The sequence below is a fragment of the Streptococcus mitis genome (genome assembly GCF_016658865.1).
Classification (GTDB): Bacteria; Bacillota; Bacilli; order Lactobacillales; family Streptococcaceae; genus Streptococcus; species Streptococcus mitis_BT.
This window is the reverse complement of record NZ_CP067992.1, coordinates 496,380-513,880: the sequence shown is the minus strand read 5'-3', so window position 1 is coordinate 513,880 and position 17,501 is coordinate 496,380. Positions and strand designations below refer to the sequence as shown.

At 40.7% G+C, this 17,501-nt stretch carries 15 protein-coding genes, 1 tRNA gene and 2 pseudogenes; 10 read left to right on the top strand and 8 right to left on the bottom strand.

The window, feature by feature from the left end; genetic code table 11:
- Positions 1-6 precede the first annotated feature (6 nt).
- From queC to queF, 4 genes are read left to right on the top strand one after another with little or no spacing between them, the layout of a single operon-like run.
- On the top strand, positions 7-660 hold the full coding sequence (gene queC / locus JJN14_RS02695; RefSeq protein ID WP_050241900.1) for a 7-cyano-7-deazaguanine synthase QueC: 654 nt from the start codon (positions 7-9) through the stop codon (positions 658-660).
- Complete coding sequence (gene queD, locus JJN14_RS02690; protein WP_000464576.1) at positions 660-1,103, top strand: 6-carboxytetrahydropterin synthase QueD; 444 nt, start codon at positions 660-662, stop codon at positions 1,101-1,103. Before queC ends, queD begins: the two co-directional genes overlap by 1 nt.
- On the top strand, positions 1,096-1,812 hold the full coding sequence (queE, locus tag JJN14_RS02685) for a 7-carboxy-7-deazaguanine synthase QueE (protein ID WP_201058833.1): 717 nt from the start codon (positions 1,096-1,098) through the stop codon (positions 1,810-1,812). The genes queD and queE overlap by 8 nt, the downstream gene beginning before the upstream one ends.
- Before the next feature lie 18 nt (positions 1,813-1,830).
- Complete coding sequence (gene queF, locus JJN14_RS02680) at positions 1,831-2,322, top strand: preQ(1) synthase (protein WP_201058832.1); 492 nt, start codon at positions 1,831-1,833, stop codon at positions 2,320-2,322.
- A 62-nt stretch (positions 2,323-2,384) separates the two neighbouring features.
- Here queF and JJN14_RS02675 read toward each other — a convergent pair whose 3' ends face one another.
- From JJN14_RS02675 to JJN14_RS02645, 7 genes and pseudogenes are all read right to left on the bottom strand, one after another.
- Positions 2,385-3,053 (bottom strand): MIP/aquaporin family protein, encoded by a 669-nt coding sequence (locus JJN14_RS02675; protein ID WP_201058831.1) that lies wholly within the window; start codon positions 3,051-3,053, stop codon positions 2,385-2,387.
- A gap of 220 nt (positions 3,054-3,273) precedes the next feature.
- Positions 3,274-3,636 (bottom strand): annotated as a pseudogene (locus tag JJN14_RS02670) (choline-binding protein C); the annotation flags it as partial.
- 2,538 nt (positions 3,637-6,174) lie between these two features.
- Positions 6,175-7,971, bottom strand: coding sequence for an oligoendopeptidase F (gene pepF / locus JJN14_RS02665; RefSeq protein ID WP_201058830.1), 1,797 nt, complete (start codon positions 7,969-7,971; stop codon positions 6,175-6,177).
- 10 nt (positions 7,972-7,981) lie between these two features.
- Positions 7,982-8,725 (bottom strand): 16S rRNA (uracil(1498)-N(3))-methyltransferase, encoded by a 744-nt coding sequence (locus JJN14_RS02660; RefSeq protein WP_201058829.1) that lies wholly within the window; start codon positions 8,723-8,725, stop codon positions 7,982-7,984.
- A gap of 1 nt (position 8,726) precedes the next feature.
- Complete coding sequence (gene prmA, locus JJN14_RS02655; RefSeq protein ID WP_201058828.1) at positions 8,727-9,677, bottom strand: 50S ribosomal protein L11 methyltransferase; 951 nt, start codon at positions 9,675-9,677, stop codon at positions 8,727-8,729.
- Positions 9,678-9,814: 137 nt separating this feature from the next.
- Positions 9,815-10,243 (bottom strand): NUDIX hydrolase, encoded by a 429-nt coding sequence (locus JJN14_RS02650; protein WP_125409675.1) that lies wholly within the window; start codon positions 10,241-10,243, stop codon positions 9,815-9,817.
- 9 nt (positions 10,244-10,252) lie between these two features.
- On the bottom strand, positions 10,253-10,723 hold the full coding sequence (locus tag JJN14_RS02645; protein ID WP_070480334.1) for a DUF3013 family protein: 471 nt from the start codon (positions 10,721-10,723) through the stop codon (positions 10,253-10,255).
- A 115-nt stretch (positions 10,724-10,838) separates the two neighbouring features.
- Here JJN14_RS02645 and JJN14_RS02640 point away from each other — a divergent pair, with 115 nt between their 5' ends.
- Positions 10,839-12,110, top strand: coding sequence for a replication-associated recombination protein A (locus JJN14_RS02640; protein WP_201058827.1), 1,272 nt, complete (start codon positions 10,839-10,841; stop codon positions 12,108-12,110).
- Between the two features lie 264 nt (positions 12,111-12,374).
- A tRNA-Lys gene (locus JJN14_RS02635) sits at positions 12,375-12,447 on the top strand.
- 86 nt (positions 12,448-12,533) lie between these two features.
- On the opposite strand, the pseudogene JJN14_RS02630 reads toward JJN14_RS02635, so the two are convergent.
- A pseudogene (locus JJN14_RS02630) lies at positions 12,534-12,998 on the bottom strand (tyrosine-type recombinase/integrase); the annotation flags it as partial.
- A gap of 220 nt (positions 12,999-13,218) precedes the next feature.
- Between JJN14_RS02630 and JJN14_RS02625 the strand changes: the two are divergent.
- The 4 genes from JJN14_RS02625 (at position 13,219) to JJN14_RS02610 (ending at position 17,437) form a co-directional block, all read left to right on the top strand.
- Positions 13,219-14,061, top strand: a complete 843-nt coding sequence (locus tag JJN14_RS02625) for an aldo/keto reductase (RefSeq protein WP_049486464.1) — start codon at positions 13,219-13,221, stop codon at positions 14,059-14,061.
- A 163-nt stretch (positions 14,062-14,224) separates the two neighbouring features.
- Entirely contained in the window at positions 14,225-15,370 is a 1,146-nt protein-coding gene (locus JJN14_RS02620; protein WP_201058825.1) for a low temperature requirement protein A, read from the top strand.
- A gap of 539 nt (positions 15,371-15,909) precedes the next feature.
- Positions 15,910-16,341 (top strand): Rrf2 family transcriptional regulator, encoded by a 432-nt coding sequence (locus JJN14_RS02615; protein ID WP_201058824.1) that lies wholly within the window; start codon positions 15,910-15,912, stop codon positions 16,339-16,341.
- A 91-nt stretch (positions 16,342-16,432) separates the two neighbouring features.
- Positions 16,433-17,437 carry an NADP-dependent oxidoreductase gene (locus JJN14_RS02610; protein WP_201058823.1) on the top strand — a complete coding sequence of 335 codons (1,005 nt, stop codon included), beginning with the start codon at positions 16,433-16,435 and terminating at the stop codon, positions 17,435-17,437.
- The last annotated feature ends 64 nt before the right edge of the window (positions 17,438-17,501 follow it).

The window sequence follows — 17,501 nt, the reverse complement described above, 5'->3', positions numbered from 1 at the left end:
AGTACTATGAAACGTCAATCAGCCTTGGTCGTCTTTAGTGGCGGTCAAGATTCCACAACCTGCCTCTTCTGGGCCAAAGAACACTATGAAACAGTCGAAGCTGTCACCTTTGCCTACGGCCAACGTCATCATCTCGAAATTCAAGTTGCCCAAGAAATCGCTAAGGAACAAGGCATTCGTCATCACATCCTCGATATGTCTCTGCTGGGACAAATCACTGAAAATGCCTTGACATCAGATTTAGAAATTGAGCAAAAAGAGGGAGAGGTTCCCAATACCTTTGTTGATGGTCGCAACCACCTCTTTCTGTCCTTTGCGGCTGTTCTTGCTAAGCAACGTGGCATTAAAGACATCGTGACAGGTGTCTGTGAGACCGACTTCTCTGGCTACCCCGATTGTCGGGATGTCTTTGTCAAATCTCTTAATGTCACCCTCAACCTTGCCATGGATTACGACTTTGTTATCCAAACGCCTCTCATGTGGCTGGACAAGGCTGAAACTTGGGAGTTAGCTGACCAACTCGGTGCCTTTGACTATGTTCGTGAAAAGACCTTAACCTGCTACAACGGGATTATCGGAAGTGGCTGTGGAGATTGCCCAGCCTGCCACCTACGACAACATGGTCTAGATGTTTATCTCTCACAGAAAGGAGAGGCCTAATGTTTTTTGCACCCAAAGAAATCAAACAGGAAACTGGGGAGTCTCTTGTCTACAATCCTCACAGAACCTTAGTATCAAAAGAGTTTACCTTCGATGCTGCCCACCACCTCTTTCACTATGAGGGAAAATGCAAATCCCTGCACGGTCACACCTATCATCTGCAGATTGCTGTCAGTGGATTTTTAGATGAACGTGGCATGACCTACGATTTCGGAGACATCAAAGCGATCTACAAGAACTACTTAGAACCCCACTTGGATCATCGCTATCTCAATGAAACCCTTCCCTATATGAACACGACTGCTGAAAATATGGTTTACTGGATTTTCCAAACCATGAGTCAAGAGTTGCCAGACGAACGCGGTCTCCGTTTGGAATACGTTCGCCTCTATGAAACTCCGACTTCCTTTGCAGAGTTTAGACGGGAGTGGTTAGATGACTAGGGAACGTGTCCTCAAACTACCAGTTCTGGAAATCTTTGGCCCAACCTTTCAAGGTGAAGGCCGTGCTATCGGGCAGAAAACCATGTTTGTCCGCACTGCCGGTTGTGACTACCACTGCGACTGGTGCGACTCTGCCTTTACTTGGGATGGTTCTGAAAAACCAACTCGTATGACGGCTGACGAGGTCATTGCTGCCTTGGATAAACTAGGTAGCTACGACTATGTAACCCTTTCTGGCGGAAATCCCGCTATCCTAGCAGCCAACATGGCTGAGCTAGTCACCAAGCTCAAGAAACGTGGTGTCACTCTGGCAGTTGAGACTCAAGGCTCCCGCTGGCAAAATTGGTTAAAAGATATCGACCAGGTTACTCTCAGTCCCAAACCTCCTTCATCCAAGATGGAGGTCAACTTCGAGACCTTAGACTTTATCGTTTCCCAATTGGATCCAGACAAGGTCACCTTTAAAATCCCTGTCTTTGACGATGCAGATTTGGCCTTTGCCAGAGGCATACAAGAACGCTACCAACCAGATGTCCTCTTCTTATCGGCTGGAAATCCTGAGCCCAAGGCCACAGTCAATATTGTCCAAGACCAACTGGACCGCCTCAAAGAACTCTGGGAACGCGTCGCTACTGACGATAGCTGGGGCAATGTCCGCGTCCTTCCTCAACTGCATACCCTCCTCTACGACAACCAACGTGGTGTTTAAGATTAGAAAGAAAAAATCATGTCACAACAAGAAGAAATGAAAAACCTTAGCCTCCTTGGCAACAAAGAAACCAACTATATTTTTGACTATCAACCAGAAATCCTCGAATCCTTTGACAACCGTCATGTGGAAAATGACTATTTCATCAAATTCAACTGCCCTGAATTTACCTCCCTGTGCCCAATCACTGCTCAGCCAGACTTTGCGACCATTTATATTTCCTACATTCCTGACAAGCTCTGTGTCGAGTCAAAATCCCTCAAACTCTACCTCTTTAGTTACCGAAATCATGGGGATTTTCACGAAAACTGTATCAACACCATTGGTAAAGACTTGGTCAACTTGCTAAAACCTCGCTATTTAGAGGTCTGGGGGAAATTCACTCCGCGCGGTGGAATCTCAATCGACCCCTACTACAACTACGGTAAGCCTGGAACTAAGTATGAAGGCTTGGCAGAACAACGCCTCTTCCAACACGACCTTTATCCAGAGAAAATTGACAACCGTTAAACTCATACTCAATGAAAAAGCCCTGTTCCTCAAGTTGAGGAGCAAGGCTTTTTGAGTTTCAATTATTCTTCTGTTCCAAGGAAGTTTTTAGCAACAAGGGCTGCTAGAACTCCACCAACGATTGGGGCAAGGATGAAAATCCATACTTGTTGAAGGGCTTCACCACCTACCAAGACAGCTGGTGCCAAGCTACGAGCTGGGTTAACTGAAAGGCCAGTGATGTTCAAGCCCACAAGGATCATGGCCATCAAGGACAAACCGATTACCAAACCAGCAATCGCTCCATTTCCCTTGCTTTCTGAAGTCACGGTCATGATAACCAAGACAAACAAGAAAGTTGCGATGACTTCAAACAAGAAACCACCAAAGACAGTGACCCCGTTTGCCAAGGCATTTTCACCAAGGCTAGCAGTTGACATGCCTGAGTTAGACAAGAGGAAGAATACTGCAGCTGACGCAAGGAAAGCGCCAACTACTTGTCCAAGGATGTAGTTGACAAGGTCTTTTGATGACAAACGTTTGTTCACAAACATAGCGATCGAAACAGCTGGATTCAAGTGAGCACCTGAAACAGTTCCGATTGAGTAAGCTGCAACCACGATTGCCAGACCAAAGGCAAAGGCGATTCCAAGGTGACCTAGGCCATCAAGACCATTTCCAAAAACAACAGCTCCTGTCCCAATGAACACAAGCATGAAAGTACCGATTAATTCAGCGACAAATTTTTTCATTTTATTTCTCCTTTTTTCGAAAACTAGATACTAGTCTATCAAAAGAAGGAAAGGGTTTCAAGAAAATTGATTGGAAATTTCGTATCAGTTGCAATATTGTTTTCAAAATTTGTATATTTTTAATGTATTGCAATTAGTTATAATTCTCTATATTTGATGGTTATACTATACTGAATAAAATAGGAGTTTGTATTAATCTTTTTAAAAAGCACAAAACTCTCTATTTAATCCATTCCCCATTGTAATTGACATGATATCCATCAGGGGTAGTTGTATTGACTGCTAACGCGCCAGAACTGTAAGCATAATACCATTTCCCTGAAACAGTGAACCATCCAGTTTGCATAGAGCCTGAGCTATTCAAATAGTACCATGAGCCACTTGATTTGACCCATCCTGTTTGCATATCCCCTGAACCACTGAGATAATACCACGAACTACCTGATTGAACCCATCCAGTCTGCATCCAACCCGAGCGATCAAAATGATACCATTTTCCATTGATTAGTTCCCATCCATTAGATGTATAGGAACCATTGTTATGTCTATACCACCAACGACCAGATGATTGAATCCAACTTCCTTTGGAAGCAAGTCTTACTTTTAATGCTTCAGATACTTTGATGTATTCTTTCTTAGCATTTTCCTTTTTAACTTTTGCATTTTTTAGTTTAGCATTTGCATTTTCAAGTGCTTTTTTAGATTCCTCAAGCTTCTGTTTAGCGATCATCAAACTTTTTTTAGCTTCCTCGAGTTTTCTTGGAGCATTTTTGAGAGCAAGGACATGTTGTTTCGCCTTCAACAAATCATTTTTAGCACTGACTAATGACTGTGCCTCATTCTTACTAGCATGAGATTTATTATTGTTGATTGCTTTCAATCGATTTAGTTCAGATTCTTGCTTCGAAAGTTCAGATTTAGCAAGATTTAACTTTGTTTGTTGTTTACTCAACTCAGATTTAGCAGATTTTAAAACGTTGAACTTGGACTGATTTTGTTTTGTTAAGTCTGCAAGACGTTTTTTAGTTTTATCCAGATTTTTTTGATCTGTATTCAATGTTGTTTTAGCAATTGTAAGATTTTTGTTTAGTGATGAAATTTTATCCCTCATTAAAGTTTCTTCGTTTTTTTGTTTTCGATTGAAACTATCCAGAGCCTCTTTAGCTTTTGTATAAGCTGGATTTTTAGGATGTGTGATTTCATTCCAAACATAACGGAAAGTTGTCTTCGGTAAGAATTTTACACGTTTACCGTTAAAATAAAATTCACTATGGTCTGGATCACCATCTTTATTTTCTGCTCTTGCTAAAAAATATGAACTGCTTGGATTATAATAATAGGTCTTACCATTATAAACATAGCTTCTTTTTTCAGATGGGCTAATCACTGTTGGTAATGTATCATAAACACCTTTTGCTTCACTAATAAAAGTCATTACCCCATAATTTCCAAAAGTTGTTTTTTTACTTGACGATGCTCCAAGAGCAAATCCAGTCCCTGATGCAGCAAGCAAGGGAATTCTATGACCATAGTTAAATGTATTTGCTTCTTTCGGAGTTGATGCGCCATATAATGATGCATTACTATAATCATTAAAGTAAGATAGAAGCTCTTTATAAGCAAGTTCTTTTTCACTCAATACACTTTTTTCTGGAACTGAACCAGCTGTAGCATTTTCTGTTGCATCCTTAAAACCAAAATCTTGATTTTTAAGTTTTGTATCATGTGACAGTTTGTCATTTGCCACCATTTCGTCGGCCCTAGCTTTTCCATATCTCAAAGCCTTATCAGTCACAGGTGGAACTGGAATATCAATGCCATTTATTCTCCGCAACTCGATTAAGTAGTTACGAACGTATTCAGAAACTTTCTTATAATCAACTACATGAGGGGTATGGATATAATCCTTAGATTTTACAACAATTGTTTCTGTTCTTTCACCACTAAAATTCACATCTTCGTTCGCAGCAACATAATTGGTCTTACCATCATTTCCTACGAAAGTTTTTTCATCAAGTGGAGGAGTTTTAGACTCACTTTCACTAACAGAATTTGATTTAATCTCATGAGAAACCGTTACTGTGTGGAACTCATCCCCAGCAGATTTTAAATTCTTTTCAAGAGTAGAACGTGTCTTATTTCCTCTTTCTACAAGCGCTTTTCGTTCTTGCTCTGCTTTTGATACTGAATTAGTTAAAGAACTTACTTTATTTTGGTTGGCTTTCACTTTCGCATCCAATTTCTCAGTTTCTTGTTGAATCTCACGTAGTGTATTCCAATCAAAAGCTTTCTCTGCTTCTGTTACTTTATTTTGTGCTTGTTTTACATCAACTGCTCTTTGATTAACTTGAGTTTTTGCCTCATTAACAACTGTTTCTTGTTTCTCAACACTTGCTTGGGATTGTTTCTCATCTTGTTTTGCCCCTGCCAACCGATCTTCAGTTATCTTGGCAGTTACTTGTTTGGCTACAAGATCCTTTTCTGCATTTTTTATTTTTTCAGGACTAGCTTGTTTAGCAAATTCTTGTGCTTGTTTCAAAGCATCATCTGCCTTGTTCTTATTTGTCACAGTAGATGCATGCTCTTGTTGCATTTTATCAACAAGCTTCTGAGCATTTTTTTCTTCCTCAATTGTTTGATTCAGTTTTATTTCCGCATTTTTTACATCAGATTCTGAAACGTCAGCATCCTTTTTAGTTTCTGATTGGTTAACCGTTGACTTAGTCGACTGTTTATTTACAACCTCATCAGCTTGTACCTGACCGTTAAAAGCAGTTACCATTGCAGTCGCAACACCCAAACCGATCAACACTTGTTCCTTTTTCATAAAATTACCCTTTCTTTAAAATATTTACCTTATCTATACGAATCATACTATTTATATTTTTCAAAGAATCTTCTCTAGCCATAAATAGATTCAATTTTCTTTATAGCTTGCTCTCTCAATTAAATACAATCTGATAAAAAATGAAGTAAATAAGGATCAATATCAACTCTACAGCAAGTTCAAATTTAACATCACGACCTTCAACGGCATTTTTGAAAATAGCTATAGTTAAGCTAAATAGAATGACGCTTAACAAATCCATAAACATCATTCTAGAACAACCTTTCTATTCCCCTACTCTCCCAACTGGGCACTGTAGGCGATAATCTGGTCAACTGTGTCTGACAAGAACTGGATGGTATCACGGAGTGGTTTATCTGTTGAGATATCAGCACCGATAATCATGGCTGACTCAATCGGTGTCTTGCTGCCACCTGATTTGAGGAGGTTGAGCCAGTCTTCAGCTCCAGTTTCGGAATGTTTCAGATGAAGGTAACCAGCAGTCGAGATGACAAGTCCTGCTGAGTAAGTATAGCTATACAAGCCCATATAGTAGTGAGCTTGGCGCATCCAAGTCAAGGCCGCATCGTCGTCAATTTCAATGGCATCTCCCCAGAAGTCTGTCAAGACTTCCTTCATAATGCTGTTAAGTTTGCTTGCTCCAAAGGTCTCCCCTTCTTCAATCAGTGTATAAACCTTACGCTGGAAGGCTGCTTCCAAGAGGTGGGTGATGAAATTATGGAAGTAGGTATCTGTCAAGCGATGAGCAAGAGCGAAACGTTTTTGACGTGGGTCGTCAGACTGCTGTTCCAAGTAATCACTGAGAAGCAATTCATTGAAAGTTGACGGTGCTTCGACATAGTAGGTCGACATGTGGGCATTGAAGTAGCTTTGGTGGTTGTCAGAAAAGATAAACTGACCAGAATGCCCAATCTCATGAATCAAGGTATAGACATCACTCAAACGACCTGTCCAGCTCATAAGGACATAAGGGTGGACACGATATGGATCCGCCGCATAACCGCCAGAATCCTTGCCACCATTAACAGCAAAGTCCACCCAGCGCTCTTCTTGATAGCGAGCAACTTCCTGACAATATTCCTGCCCCAAAGGTTCTACCGACTTCATGACCAAATCATAGGCGTCGTCAATAGTCACTTCAGGATTAAGAGCGCTATCCAAGTCCAATTTCCAGTCTGCAAAAGTCATCTTTTCAAGACCATTTACCTTAGCAACATGCTTGAGGTATCTCTGAGCGACTGGCGAAAATTCCTGCATAATGAGATCAATCTGGCGATCAAACATGGCACGGTCCACTTCTTGCTCAGCCAAAAGATAATCAAAGACAGAGTCGTAACCCTTCATATCTGCCAAGAGTTTTTCAGACTTAACCTGAGCTAGATAGGCTGCAGCAGCCGTATTTTGGTGCTTACGAAGTCCTTCTGAGAAGAAACGGAAGGATTTATCACGAACCTCAGCATCCTCATGATTTTGGTAGAAATTCTCATAAGTAACAAAGCTGTTTTTGTAGGTCTTACCATGAGCTTCAAAGTCAGCCATTTCGAAATCCCCAGCTCGCATCTTAGTGTAAATGTCCTGCGGACTGTAGAAAACTTCACCGAGATTGGTCAAGGCCTTCTCCACATCAGCCCCTAGATAGTGGGCTTTTTTGATTTTGGCCTGACGAATAGCTGCTGTCAAATGTGGCAACTCACCCAATCGGTCCAAGACTTCCTCATCAGCTTCCACCAAGGCATCGTCAAAGAAGGTCAAGGCTACACTAGCATCTGTTTCAAATTCCATCCCAGCTTGGGCAATATTGGCAAATTCTTCATTGCTATAGTCTGTCGTCTGAGGCATAAAGCCATAGTTGCCAATATGGCTCATCTGGATGTAGATTTGCTCCAATTCTGCAAAGGCCTTCTCGAAATCCTCAAAAGCATGAAGATTACCCTTGTAGTCACGGCTAAATTGGTTGATGTCTTCGCGAGCTTTCTCGATTGCACGCAAGAAATCCTCACGGTCTTGGTATAGGGCTGTTAAATCCCAAAGTTCCTTTTCTGGAAATTCTGAACGGTGTTTTTGTTCCATTTTCTTCCTCTTATTTCTCTAATTCTAATAAAACACTAAGGGCTGTTAAGGCGTAAAGTGGGGCTGTTTCTGCTCGCAAAATGCGAGGGCCAAGTCCTGCCAAAACGGCTCCTTTAGCTTCAAAACTCTCGATTTCTGCAGGTGAGAGACCGCCTTCTGGACCAAAGATAAAGAGCAGTTTGGCTCCTTTTTTAAGACCAGCAACTGCTTGCAAGAGAGCAGCTGCTTCTCCTTCTTTTGCTGATTCTTCATAGGCCACTACGATAGAGTCAAACTGGTCCAGTTGTGCTAGAAAGTCTGCCTTTTTCTCAAACAGCTTGATGCTTGGAACGAAGTTACGCTTGCTTTGCTCGGCTGCTCCAAGGGCAATTTTTTCTAGTTTTTCAACTTTTTTGCCCAATTTCTTGCAATCCCATTTGGCGACCGACCAGTCTGCAGGAAAGGCCCAGATTTGGCTGGCACCCAGTTCAGTTACTTTCTGAGTAATAAACTCCAGCTTGTCTCCCTTAGGAAAGCCTGATGCGATAGTCACATGAACTGGTAGTTCTACATTGTCAGTCAATTCTTGGACCAACTCAAACTGACGTGCTTCCACATCCAGCACGCGCGCCAAGCGCTTAATGCCATCATCAAAGACCAAAGTAACCTCATCCTCTTCTTTCAAGCGCATGACCTGAAACATATGCTTGCTGGTTTCCTTGTCCTCAATGGTGACAGGAGAGACTGCATTGCCCTTGACAAAATACTGTTGCATGCTAGCCTCCAATCACACCTGAAATATCCTTGGTTTTCTTAAAGACACAGGCATTCCACTCCCCTTGAATCATGTGGGTTTCAAGGAAAAATCCAGCTGACTCAGCCGACTCGCGCACCATGTCCCACTTGTCCTTGATAATCCCACTCATGATCAGGTAGCCTTCATCCTTGACCAAGCTATAAGCATCATCCGTCAGATGAACGAGGATATCCGCCAAGATATTAGCTACAATCACATCTGCCTCAATCTCAACTCCCTTAAGCAAATCACCTGCAGCTACATGGATATTTTCCATGCCAGGGTTGAGCTCAATATTTTCCTGAGCCACACGAACCGCCACATCATCCAGGTCATAGGCGAAAATTTCCTTAGCACCAAGTAGCGAGCTAGCAATAGAGAGAACGCCTGATCCAGTCCCCACATCTAGCACCGTTTCGCCACCACGAAGAACCTGTTCCAAGGCAAAAAGGCTCATCTTAGTGGTTGGATGGGTACCAGTCCCAAAAGCCATACCAGGATCCAGCTTGATAATCTTTTCTCCAGCAGTCGCCTCATAGTCTGTCCAAGACGGCACGATGGTCAAGTCATGGGTGATGCGAGCTGGTTCATAGTATTTCTTCCAGTTGTCTGCCCAGTCTTCCTCAGCCAAGGCAGTCGTCCCCATTTTGACCTCTCCCAAGTCCATAAAATCCGTTAATTCTGCTAAACGAACCTGCAAGTCTGCCTCAACCACTGCCACATCAACCGTATCAGGATAGTAGGCTGTTACAACGATTTCTTCTTGCTGCTCGACCTCTGGGAAAATTTCGCCAAAGCGATCCACATTCCCCACATAATCCATACTGTCTTCAATCGCAACACCTTGCGCTCCCAGCTCAATCAAGAGATTAGAGACTAGCTCCTCTCCCTCACGCTTCACTGTAACTTTTAACTCTTGCCATGTTTCCATTATTAAGATACCAAGCCCGTAAAACACAAAGCCAAAATAGGAAATTCTCTGAAGACGCTTGTGTCTAAGAGAAGTTTATCTTTTTGGCACAGTGTTTAGGGCGGGTTCAGTTTAGAAATCTAACCGAACCATCCTTTCTAATCACTTACTTTTAAATAATCTTTTACTCTCTCTTGCAACTGAGGGACAACTTGACTGGAACTAAGAAATTCCTCAATGTTCATCAGTTTATAGGCCTGTCCTTCATCTCCAAAGACAATACTGTCAAACTGATCCTGACTTAACTGACCAACCATAAAGACAGACTGCCGACCTTCAAAGAGCATACTGGGATAAACCTTGCTCCAGAGCAGGCAGTTTTCATTTAAATAAATTCCCAGTTCCTCATAAACTTCACGCGCCGCGCATTCAAATGGGCTTTCGTCCCCTTCACGACCACCACCCGGCAACTCCCACATATTGGGCCAAGGGATATTTTCCTTGTCATCACGCAAAATAGTTAGGACGCTTTCTCCACAAATCAAGGCAATTTTAGAACCTGTAAAATCAGTAAGTTCTATTTCCATGCTAGACTCCTAGTATCTCGGATAAGGGTAAAATTCTCCCTCTTCCAAGCCGACTTTTCCTTCTTCAAAGACTTCTTGGTTCCATTCCATGACGAATTCTTCTGCTTCTGGGTCTTCCAAAAAGTCCATAAGGGCATCTAGTCCAACCTCGGCAGTATCTTTGAGGAATAGCGCAAAATAAGCTAAAAACTCACGAGAAAAACCTTTTTTAGGTAGGTAAGGGATAACCGTCAAATAGTCTTCCTCATTGACTGTTGATTTAGCAGGATTGTAGAAAAGAACTGCTTCTTCAAAGAGAATGTCATCTGACGAAACCTCCCCATCTTCATCCACCATCTCCACACCTGCAGTGTTTTGCGCTTCCAATAGAAAACTCACTTCAACCGCGTGATTGCGCTTGTCCCAACTAATCTCAAAGTCAAAGGGAAAGTTCTTCTCCAACTCTTCCTCTAAAACATCTAAAAATCCATATGTTGCCATTTTGTCCTCTTTCTATGCGACTCTTTAATCGCCCCGATTGCTCGGAAATATGCTAAAATAGATACTACCATCTTACCACATATACATCAGAAAATCCACGTTAGAAAGGACTGTTATGCCAGACAATCTCGCGCTTCGCATGCGCCCTAAAACCATCGACCAGGTCATTGGTCAGGAGCATCTGGTTGGACCTGGAAAAATTATCCGCCGCATGGTGGAAGCCAACCGCCTGTCCTCCATGATTCTCTATGGCCCTCCGGGAATCGGCAAGACCAGTATTGCCTCTGCCATCGCTGGAACGACCAAGTATGCCTTTCGAACTTTCAATGCGACAGTAGATAGTAAAAAGCGACTGCAAGAAATCGCGGAAGAGGCTAAATTCTCTGGTGGTCTCGTCCTATTACTAGACGAGATTCATAGACTAGATAAAACCAAGCAAGACTTCCTTTTGCCTCTCTTGGAAAGTGGACTAGTCATCATGATTGGGGCTACAACTGAAAATCCTTTCTTCTCTGTCACTCCTGCCATTCGCAGTCGTGTTCAAATTTTTGAGTTGGAACCTCTGTCTAACCAAGACGTCAAAGAGGCACTTCAGATAGCTCTAAATAACCCTGAACGTGGTTTTGATTTTCCAGTAGAACTAGATGAGGATGCGCTGGATTTCATTGCTACCTCTACAAACGGAGACCTTCGCTCTGCCTTCAACTCACTGGACTTGGCGGTTCTTTCTACCCCTGAGAATGACGAGGGCATCCGTCATATCACCCTTGATATCATGGAAAATAGCCTGCAGCAGAGCTACATCACTATGGATAAGGATGGAGATGGCCACTACGACGTCCTCTCAGCCCTGCAAAAATCCATCCGTGGCTCAGATGTTGATGCCAGTCTTCACTATGCTGCTCGCTTGATTGAGGCTGGTGATTTGCCAAGTCTCGCTCGTCGCTTGACCGTTATCGCCTATGAAGATATCGGTTTGGCCAACCCTGAAGCCCAGATTCATACCGTGACTGCTCTGAATGCCGCCCAAAAGATTGGTTTCCCAGAAGCCCGCATTCTCATTGCCAATGTCGTGATTGATTTGGCCCTTTCTCCAAAATCAAACTCAGCCTATATAGCTATGGATAAGGCACTTGCTGACCTCAAAACATCAGGGTACTTGCCTATTCCGCGACACCTGCGTGATGGACACTACAGTGGAAGCAAGGAACTGGGGAATGCCCAAGACTATCTCTATCCACACAACTATCCTGGAAATTGGGTCAAGCAAGACTATCTGCCAGAAAAAATTCGTAATCATCACTATTTCCAAGCAGAAGATACTGGTAAATATGAACGGGCTTTGGCTCAAAGAAAGGAAGCTATCGACCGTTTGCGAAAAATCTGAAATCCTTTTCAAAAAATTGCACTTTCCTCTTGATTTTTTTTGAAAAAGTGGTATCATATAAACATAGAAACGCTGTGGTGTACGACTTCACACTTAAGTGTTGACCGACTATTTTTTGTATTATTAGGGAAACAAAAGTCTTCTAACAGCATGTAGGCCGTCTCACACGGAAACAGCTTCAGTTAGAGCGAGTTGCCCACCTGCTTAATTGCGCGGGTTCAATACAAACCGTGAAGTTTCGGCACCAATACAGCTTTTTTCTTTGCCTCCTTAGCTCAGCTGGCAGAGCAGCGGACTCTTAATCCGTGGGTCACAGGTTCGATCCCTGTAGGGGGCATCTACATACAACAGGAAAAGCCTTGAGTTACAAGGCTTTTTTGCTTGTCTATAACTGATTTGCCCCATCATTTGCCCCACATTTTTTTATGAGCAATCTTTCCAGACATCTCTGATTTGATTAAATTCTTCAAAAATTTTCTCTTCTAAAGTGTGTCCATATACTTCTACTAACATTGAAATATCTCTATGCCCTAAAATTTTTGCAATAACTCCAAGGTCAAATCCTTTGTGCCAGAGGTAGCTTCCATAGGTATGACGTGCTCCTTTTGTCGTGATAATTGGATAAATATCTAATTCATTTAAAAGAACACTTAAAGCTTTATTGACACTTGCAATATCTGGTACCAAGTGAATATATCCATAATGCTGAAAAATCATTTTATACCTATTCTTGATTCCTAGCTCTTTATTAGCTTTCTCCTGTTCAATTTTTAGGACTTGTAATATCTTAATACATTCTTCGTCTATCGGTACCATCCGAATAGACGTTTTGTTTTTTGGAGGGACAAATTTATGAGAAAGGGTATTAAACCTCCTATAATACTGAATAAAATATTTCAGGCTCTTGATAATAATGTCGCGGTCTTGAAGATTGTATTTTACAATACCAACAAATTCATTCTTTCCAAAGTAGCAATATCTCCAAAGGATGTTACCAACAGCGGAAAAAGAAGTAAGGAACTATTCATAGTAATAGCCGTAGCAAATCTTTGCATTTTTGCCTTATCTTTTTTAAGATGGTACTATTAAAAAAGAAAAGGTGAAAATCATGGAAACATATACACTTGCAAATGGGGTTGCTATTCCTAAAATTGGTTTTGGAACTTGGCAAATTGCTGAAGGCGAAGAAGCCTATAACAGTGTTAGCTTCGCACTTAAGGCGGGTTACACACATATTGATACCGCACAAATTTACGGTAACGAGGTTTCTGTAGGTAAGGCGATTGCTGATAGTGATTTGGCACGTGAGGATATTTTCCTAACTACCAAACTTTGGAATGATAAGCACGATTACGAGTTGGCTAAGACTTCTATCGATGAGTCTCTCGAAAGACTTGGTGTGGATTATTTGGATCTTTTGCTTATCCATTGGCCTAATCCAAAGGCGCTTCGTGAGAATGATGCTTGGAAGGCTGGCAATGCGGGTGCATGGAAGGCTATGGAAGAAGCTTACAAAGAAGGTAAGGTGCGCGCTATCGGTGTGTCTAACTTTATGCAACATCACCTAGAAGCTCTTATTGAAACAGCTGAAATTGTTCCACATGTCAATCAAATCCTCTTGGCTCCAGGTTGTGACCAAGAAGACTTAGTTGCCTATTGCCAAGAGCGCGATATCCTTATTGAAGCCTATAGTCCACTAGGTACAGGTGGTATTTTTGGAAATGAAGATGTTGAAGCAGTGGCTGAACGTAACGGTAAATCTGTGGCACAAGTTGCTCTGCGTTGGAGCCTTCAAAAAGGTTTCTTGCCACTACCTAAGTCTGTGACACCTAAAAATATAAAAGCTAACTTGGATATCTTCGGCTTCGACTTATCAGAGGAAGATATGGCGGTCTTGGATAAGATTCAAGGCATCAAAACTCAGGATGATCCTGACAAAGTTAATTTTTAATAGGATTTTAATCAACTCGTCAGGGTTGCTTTTTCAAGTAAATGACAAAAGAAGTCAAGGTTTTGACAATTCGCGCCACATAAAGTTATTTAAGCATCTCCTTTTCTCTCATTACCATTTTCTGTTATAATAAATTGTACTTCTAAAATAGAAAGGTCTTAAGATGACAACTCTTATTAAACATAAACGTGTAGAATTTTCAGAACTTTTTTATGACTTAGTTTTTGTTTTTGCAATTTCAAAAGTAACTACTTTAATCGACCATCTTCATAACGGTATTTTGACTTGGAATTCTTTCCTTGATTTTTTCATTGCTATTTTGGTTCTCATCGATTCCTGGATGATTCAAACCGATTATACCAATCGCTATGGAAAGAACTCTTTATTTAACATGGTAATCATGTTTATCAAAATGGGACTTTTACTCTTTATAGCCAATATGATTGGACCTGATTGGCAACAATATTTTCATTATCTCTGTTGGGCTATTGGTACATTAACCCTTACCTTATTTTTTCAATATTTGGTTGAATTTTTTAGAAAATCAACCGATGATGTTGAACGGGAAAGTATCAAAGGTTTTCTATGGATAACAGGTCTAGGAAGTTTAGGAGTCTATCTAGCAGCTCTTCTTCCTATTTACGTTAGAGTCTATATCTTCTTTGCTAGTATTCTGTTTATCTTTATTATGCCAAGTATCTTGCTTAATAAAGATAAGCATTACCAGGTAAATCTCCCCCATTTAATCGAGCGCATCTCCCTTCTTGTCATTATTACGTTTGGAGAGATGATTACGAATCTAGCTAACTTCTTTACAATCGAGAATTTCTCGATTTATTCGGTTCTTTATCTCATTATTATGATTTCTCTGTTCTTGTTTTATTTTGGTCAATTCGACCATGCTATTGATGAAAAATCTAATCAAAAGGGACTATTTCTAATTTACAGTCACTATCCTATTTTCATTGGACTTATGATGATGACTGTATCGATGAGTTTTCTTCAGAATCCTGAAGCTAATCGTCTCTTTGCAACCAGCTTCTCTTATATCGGATTTGGCCTCTTTCAAGCTGCTGTCCTAGTAAATGGGCCCTATAACAAACACTATCTTCGCTATTCGAAAAGTTACTACTGTGTCCAAGCGACACTCTATCTGGCTGCCTTTATTCTCTCTTTAATCTTTGCTTCTAATCCTATAATAGTAGTGAGTATAACAACCATTTTAGCTCTAGCTATAGCCATTCATTTTATTTATTTTTATTTGACACAGAATAAAAAATATTCCAAATCTAACTGGGAGTTATTTTAATGAGTTTATAACATTAAAAAGCTTTGGGAACCAAGGCTTTTTTTCATTAATTTGTTTTTCCATTTTATCCTCCGATTTGAACTCGCACTGACATTTATTTATAACAAAACTATATATCTAGAATAGCATAATCATTAGGTATTATAGGTTTTCAAACCAAATACGAGTCATTCGTTTTTGCCCCACTTTTGCCCCATTTTTAAATCCTGACATTGAAAACACCTAAAAGTATTTCCCTAAAATCAGCTATATTTCAACATTTTTGTTTATTTTCAATATGAAAAGTTCTTACAAATCCATGTAGGGGGCATCTACATACAACAGGAAAAGCCTTGAGTAAAGGCTTTTTTTCGTATCTGTTCTACTTTTGGTCAACCAATGGATATTAAAGATATAATTTTGTAAACACCCTTTCCAGACATCTTTAATCTGATTACACTTGAAATTTTAAAAAATTTAATACAAAAGTCTTGCTTTTCTTTTAATTCATGCTACACTTATTCTTGTATCTGATACATGTTTATTAAAAAGGAGTTCAGATGGATACAAAATTCTCAGTTGCTTTACATATCTTAACAATGATTAGTGAAAGCAAGAAAACCCTAAGTTCTCAAGCACTAGCTATCAGTGTTGGGACTAACGCTAGTTACATTCGAAAGGTGATTGCCTTGTTGAAAAATGCAGATTTGATTCTTTCCCAGCAAGGAAAAACAGGCTATCAACTCAGTAAATCTCCAAAGAAAATGACTTTACTAGAGATCTACTATGCTACTCAAGAAATCAATCACATTACTTTATTCCCTGTTCATCAAAATAGTAATCCCGATTGTCCCGTTGGAAAACATATCCAAGGAGCAGTTTCACCGCTTTTCGCTAGTGCCGAATCTCAATTAGAAAAGGAATTAGCAAATCAAACTTTAGAAGATGTCATTGACAATCTATATAAACAAGCCAAACAAGTCCGAAACTGATTTGATAACAAGTCAGTTTTTACTGGAAACAACATAAACTTGTATCAAATACAAGTATATTGCATTATATTAAAAAAGAAAAGAGAAGACAATGAAAGCCGCACAACACACTACTTATAACAAAAAGAATATCACACTGAACATCACAGAAATCGCTAAACCAGGTATTACAGACAAACAAGTCTTGGTGAAAGTTTCCGCTGCCGGGGTCAATCCTCTTGATAACATGATCTCTCGTGGTGAGGTTAAGATAATTGTTCCCTACAAACTTCCTCAAACTGCAGGTAACGAAGTGGTTGGAATCGTTGAGGCGACAGGTAGACAAGTTAAAAATCTCAAAGTCGGAGACCGTGTCTTTGGCCGTCTGCCACTTGATCATATCGGCGCCTTTGCAGAATACGTAGCTGTCGATAGCCAAGCCTTAGCCAAGGTTCCAGACTATCTATCAGACGAGGAAGCTGCTGCTGTTCCGCTTACTGCCTTGACTATCATGCAGGCTCTTGACCTCATGAGCGCTCAAGCTGGGAAAACGATCTTTATTTCTGGTGGTACTGGAGGTGTCGGTGGAATGGCCATTCCTATTGCCAAGGCCAAAGGATTGAAAGTCATTACCAACGGTTCTGGAGATAGCGCTGAGCGTGTGTTGAAACTAGGAGCAGATAGATTTATCGATTACAAAACAGAGGATTATATAAAAACTGTTAGCCAGGTTGACTATGTTCTCGATACTCTCGGTGGAGCTGAAACTGAAAAACAAATGTCTATCATGAAAAAAGGTGGTCATCTTGTTTCACTTCGTGCCATGCCAAACGGCGCCTTTGCCAAACGCATGAATCTGCCAAAATGGAAACAGATTATTCTTGGCATAGCAGGTCGCAAAGTTGATAAGATGGCGGAAAAATATGGTGTCCACTACCATTTTATCTTTGTAGAAAGCAATGGCGCTCAATTACAAGAGGTAGCTGACCTCTTTAGTAAATTAGAAATCAAACCCTCTATCGATACAGTTTATCCTTTTGAAGAGGTAAATAGCGCCTTAGACAAAGTCGCTAATGGTCGCTCTCGTGGTAAAACAGTCCTCAGCTTTCAAAAATAAAAAGGAAAAAATCATGTCATATATTACAACAAAAAATCAATTCGTCACTTTGCAATAAATGAGT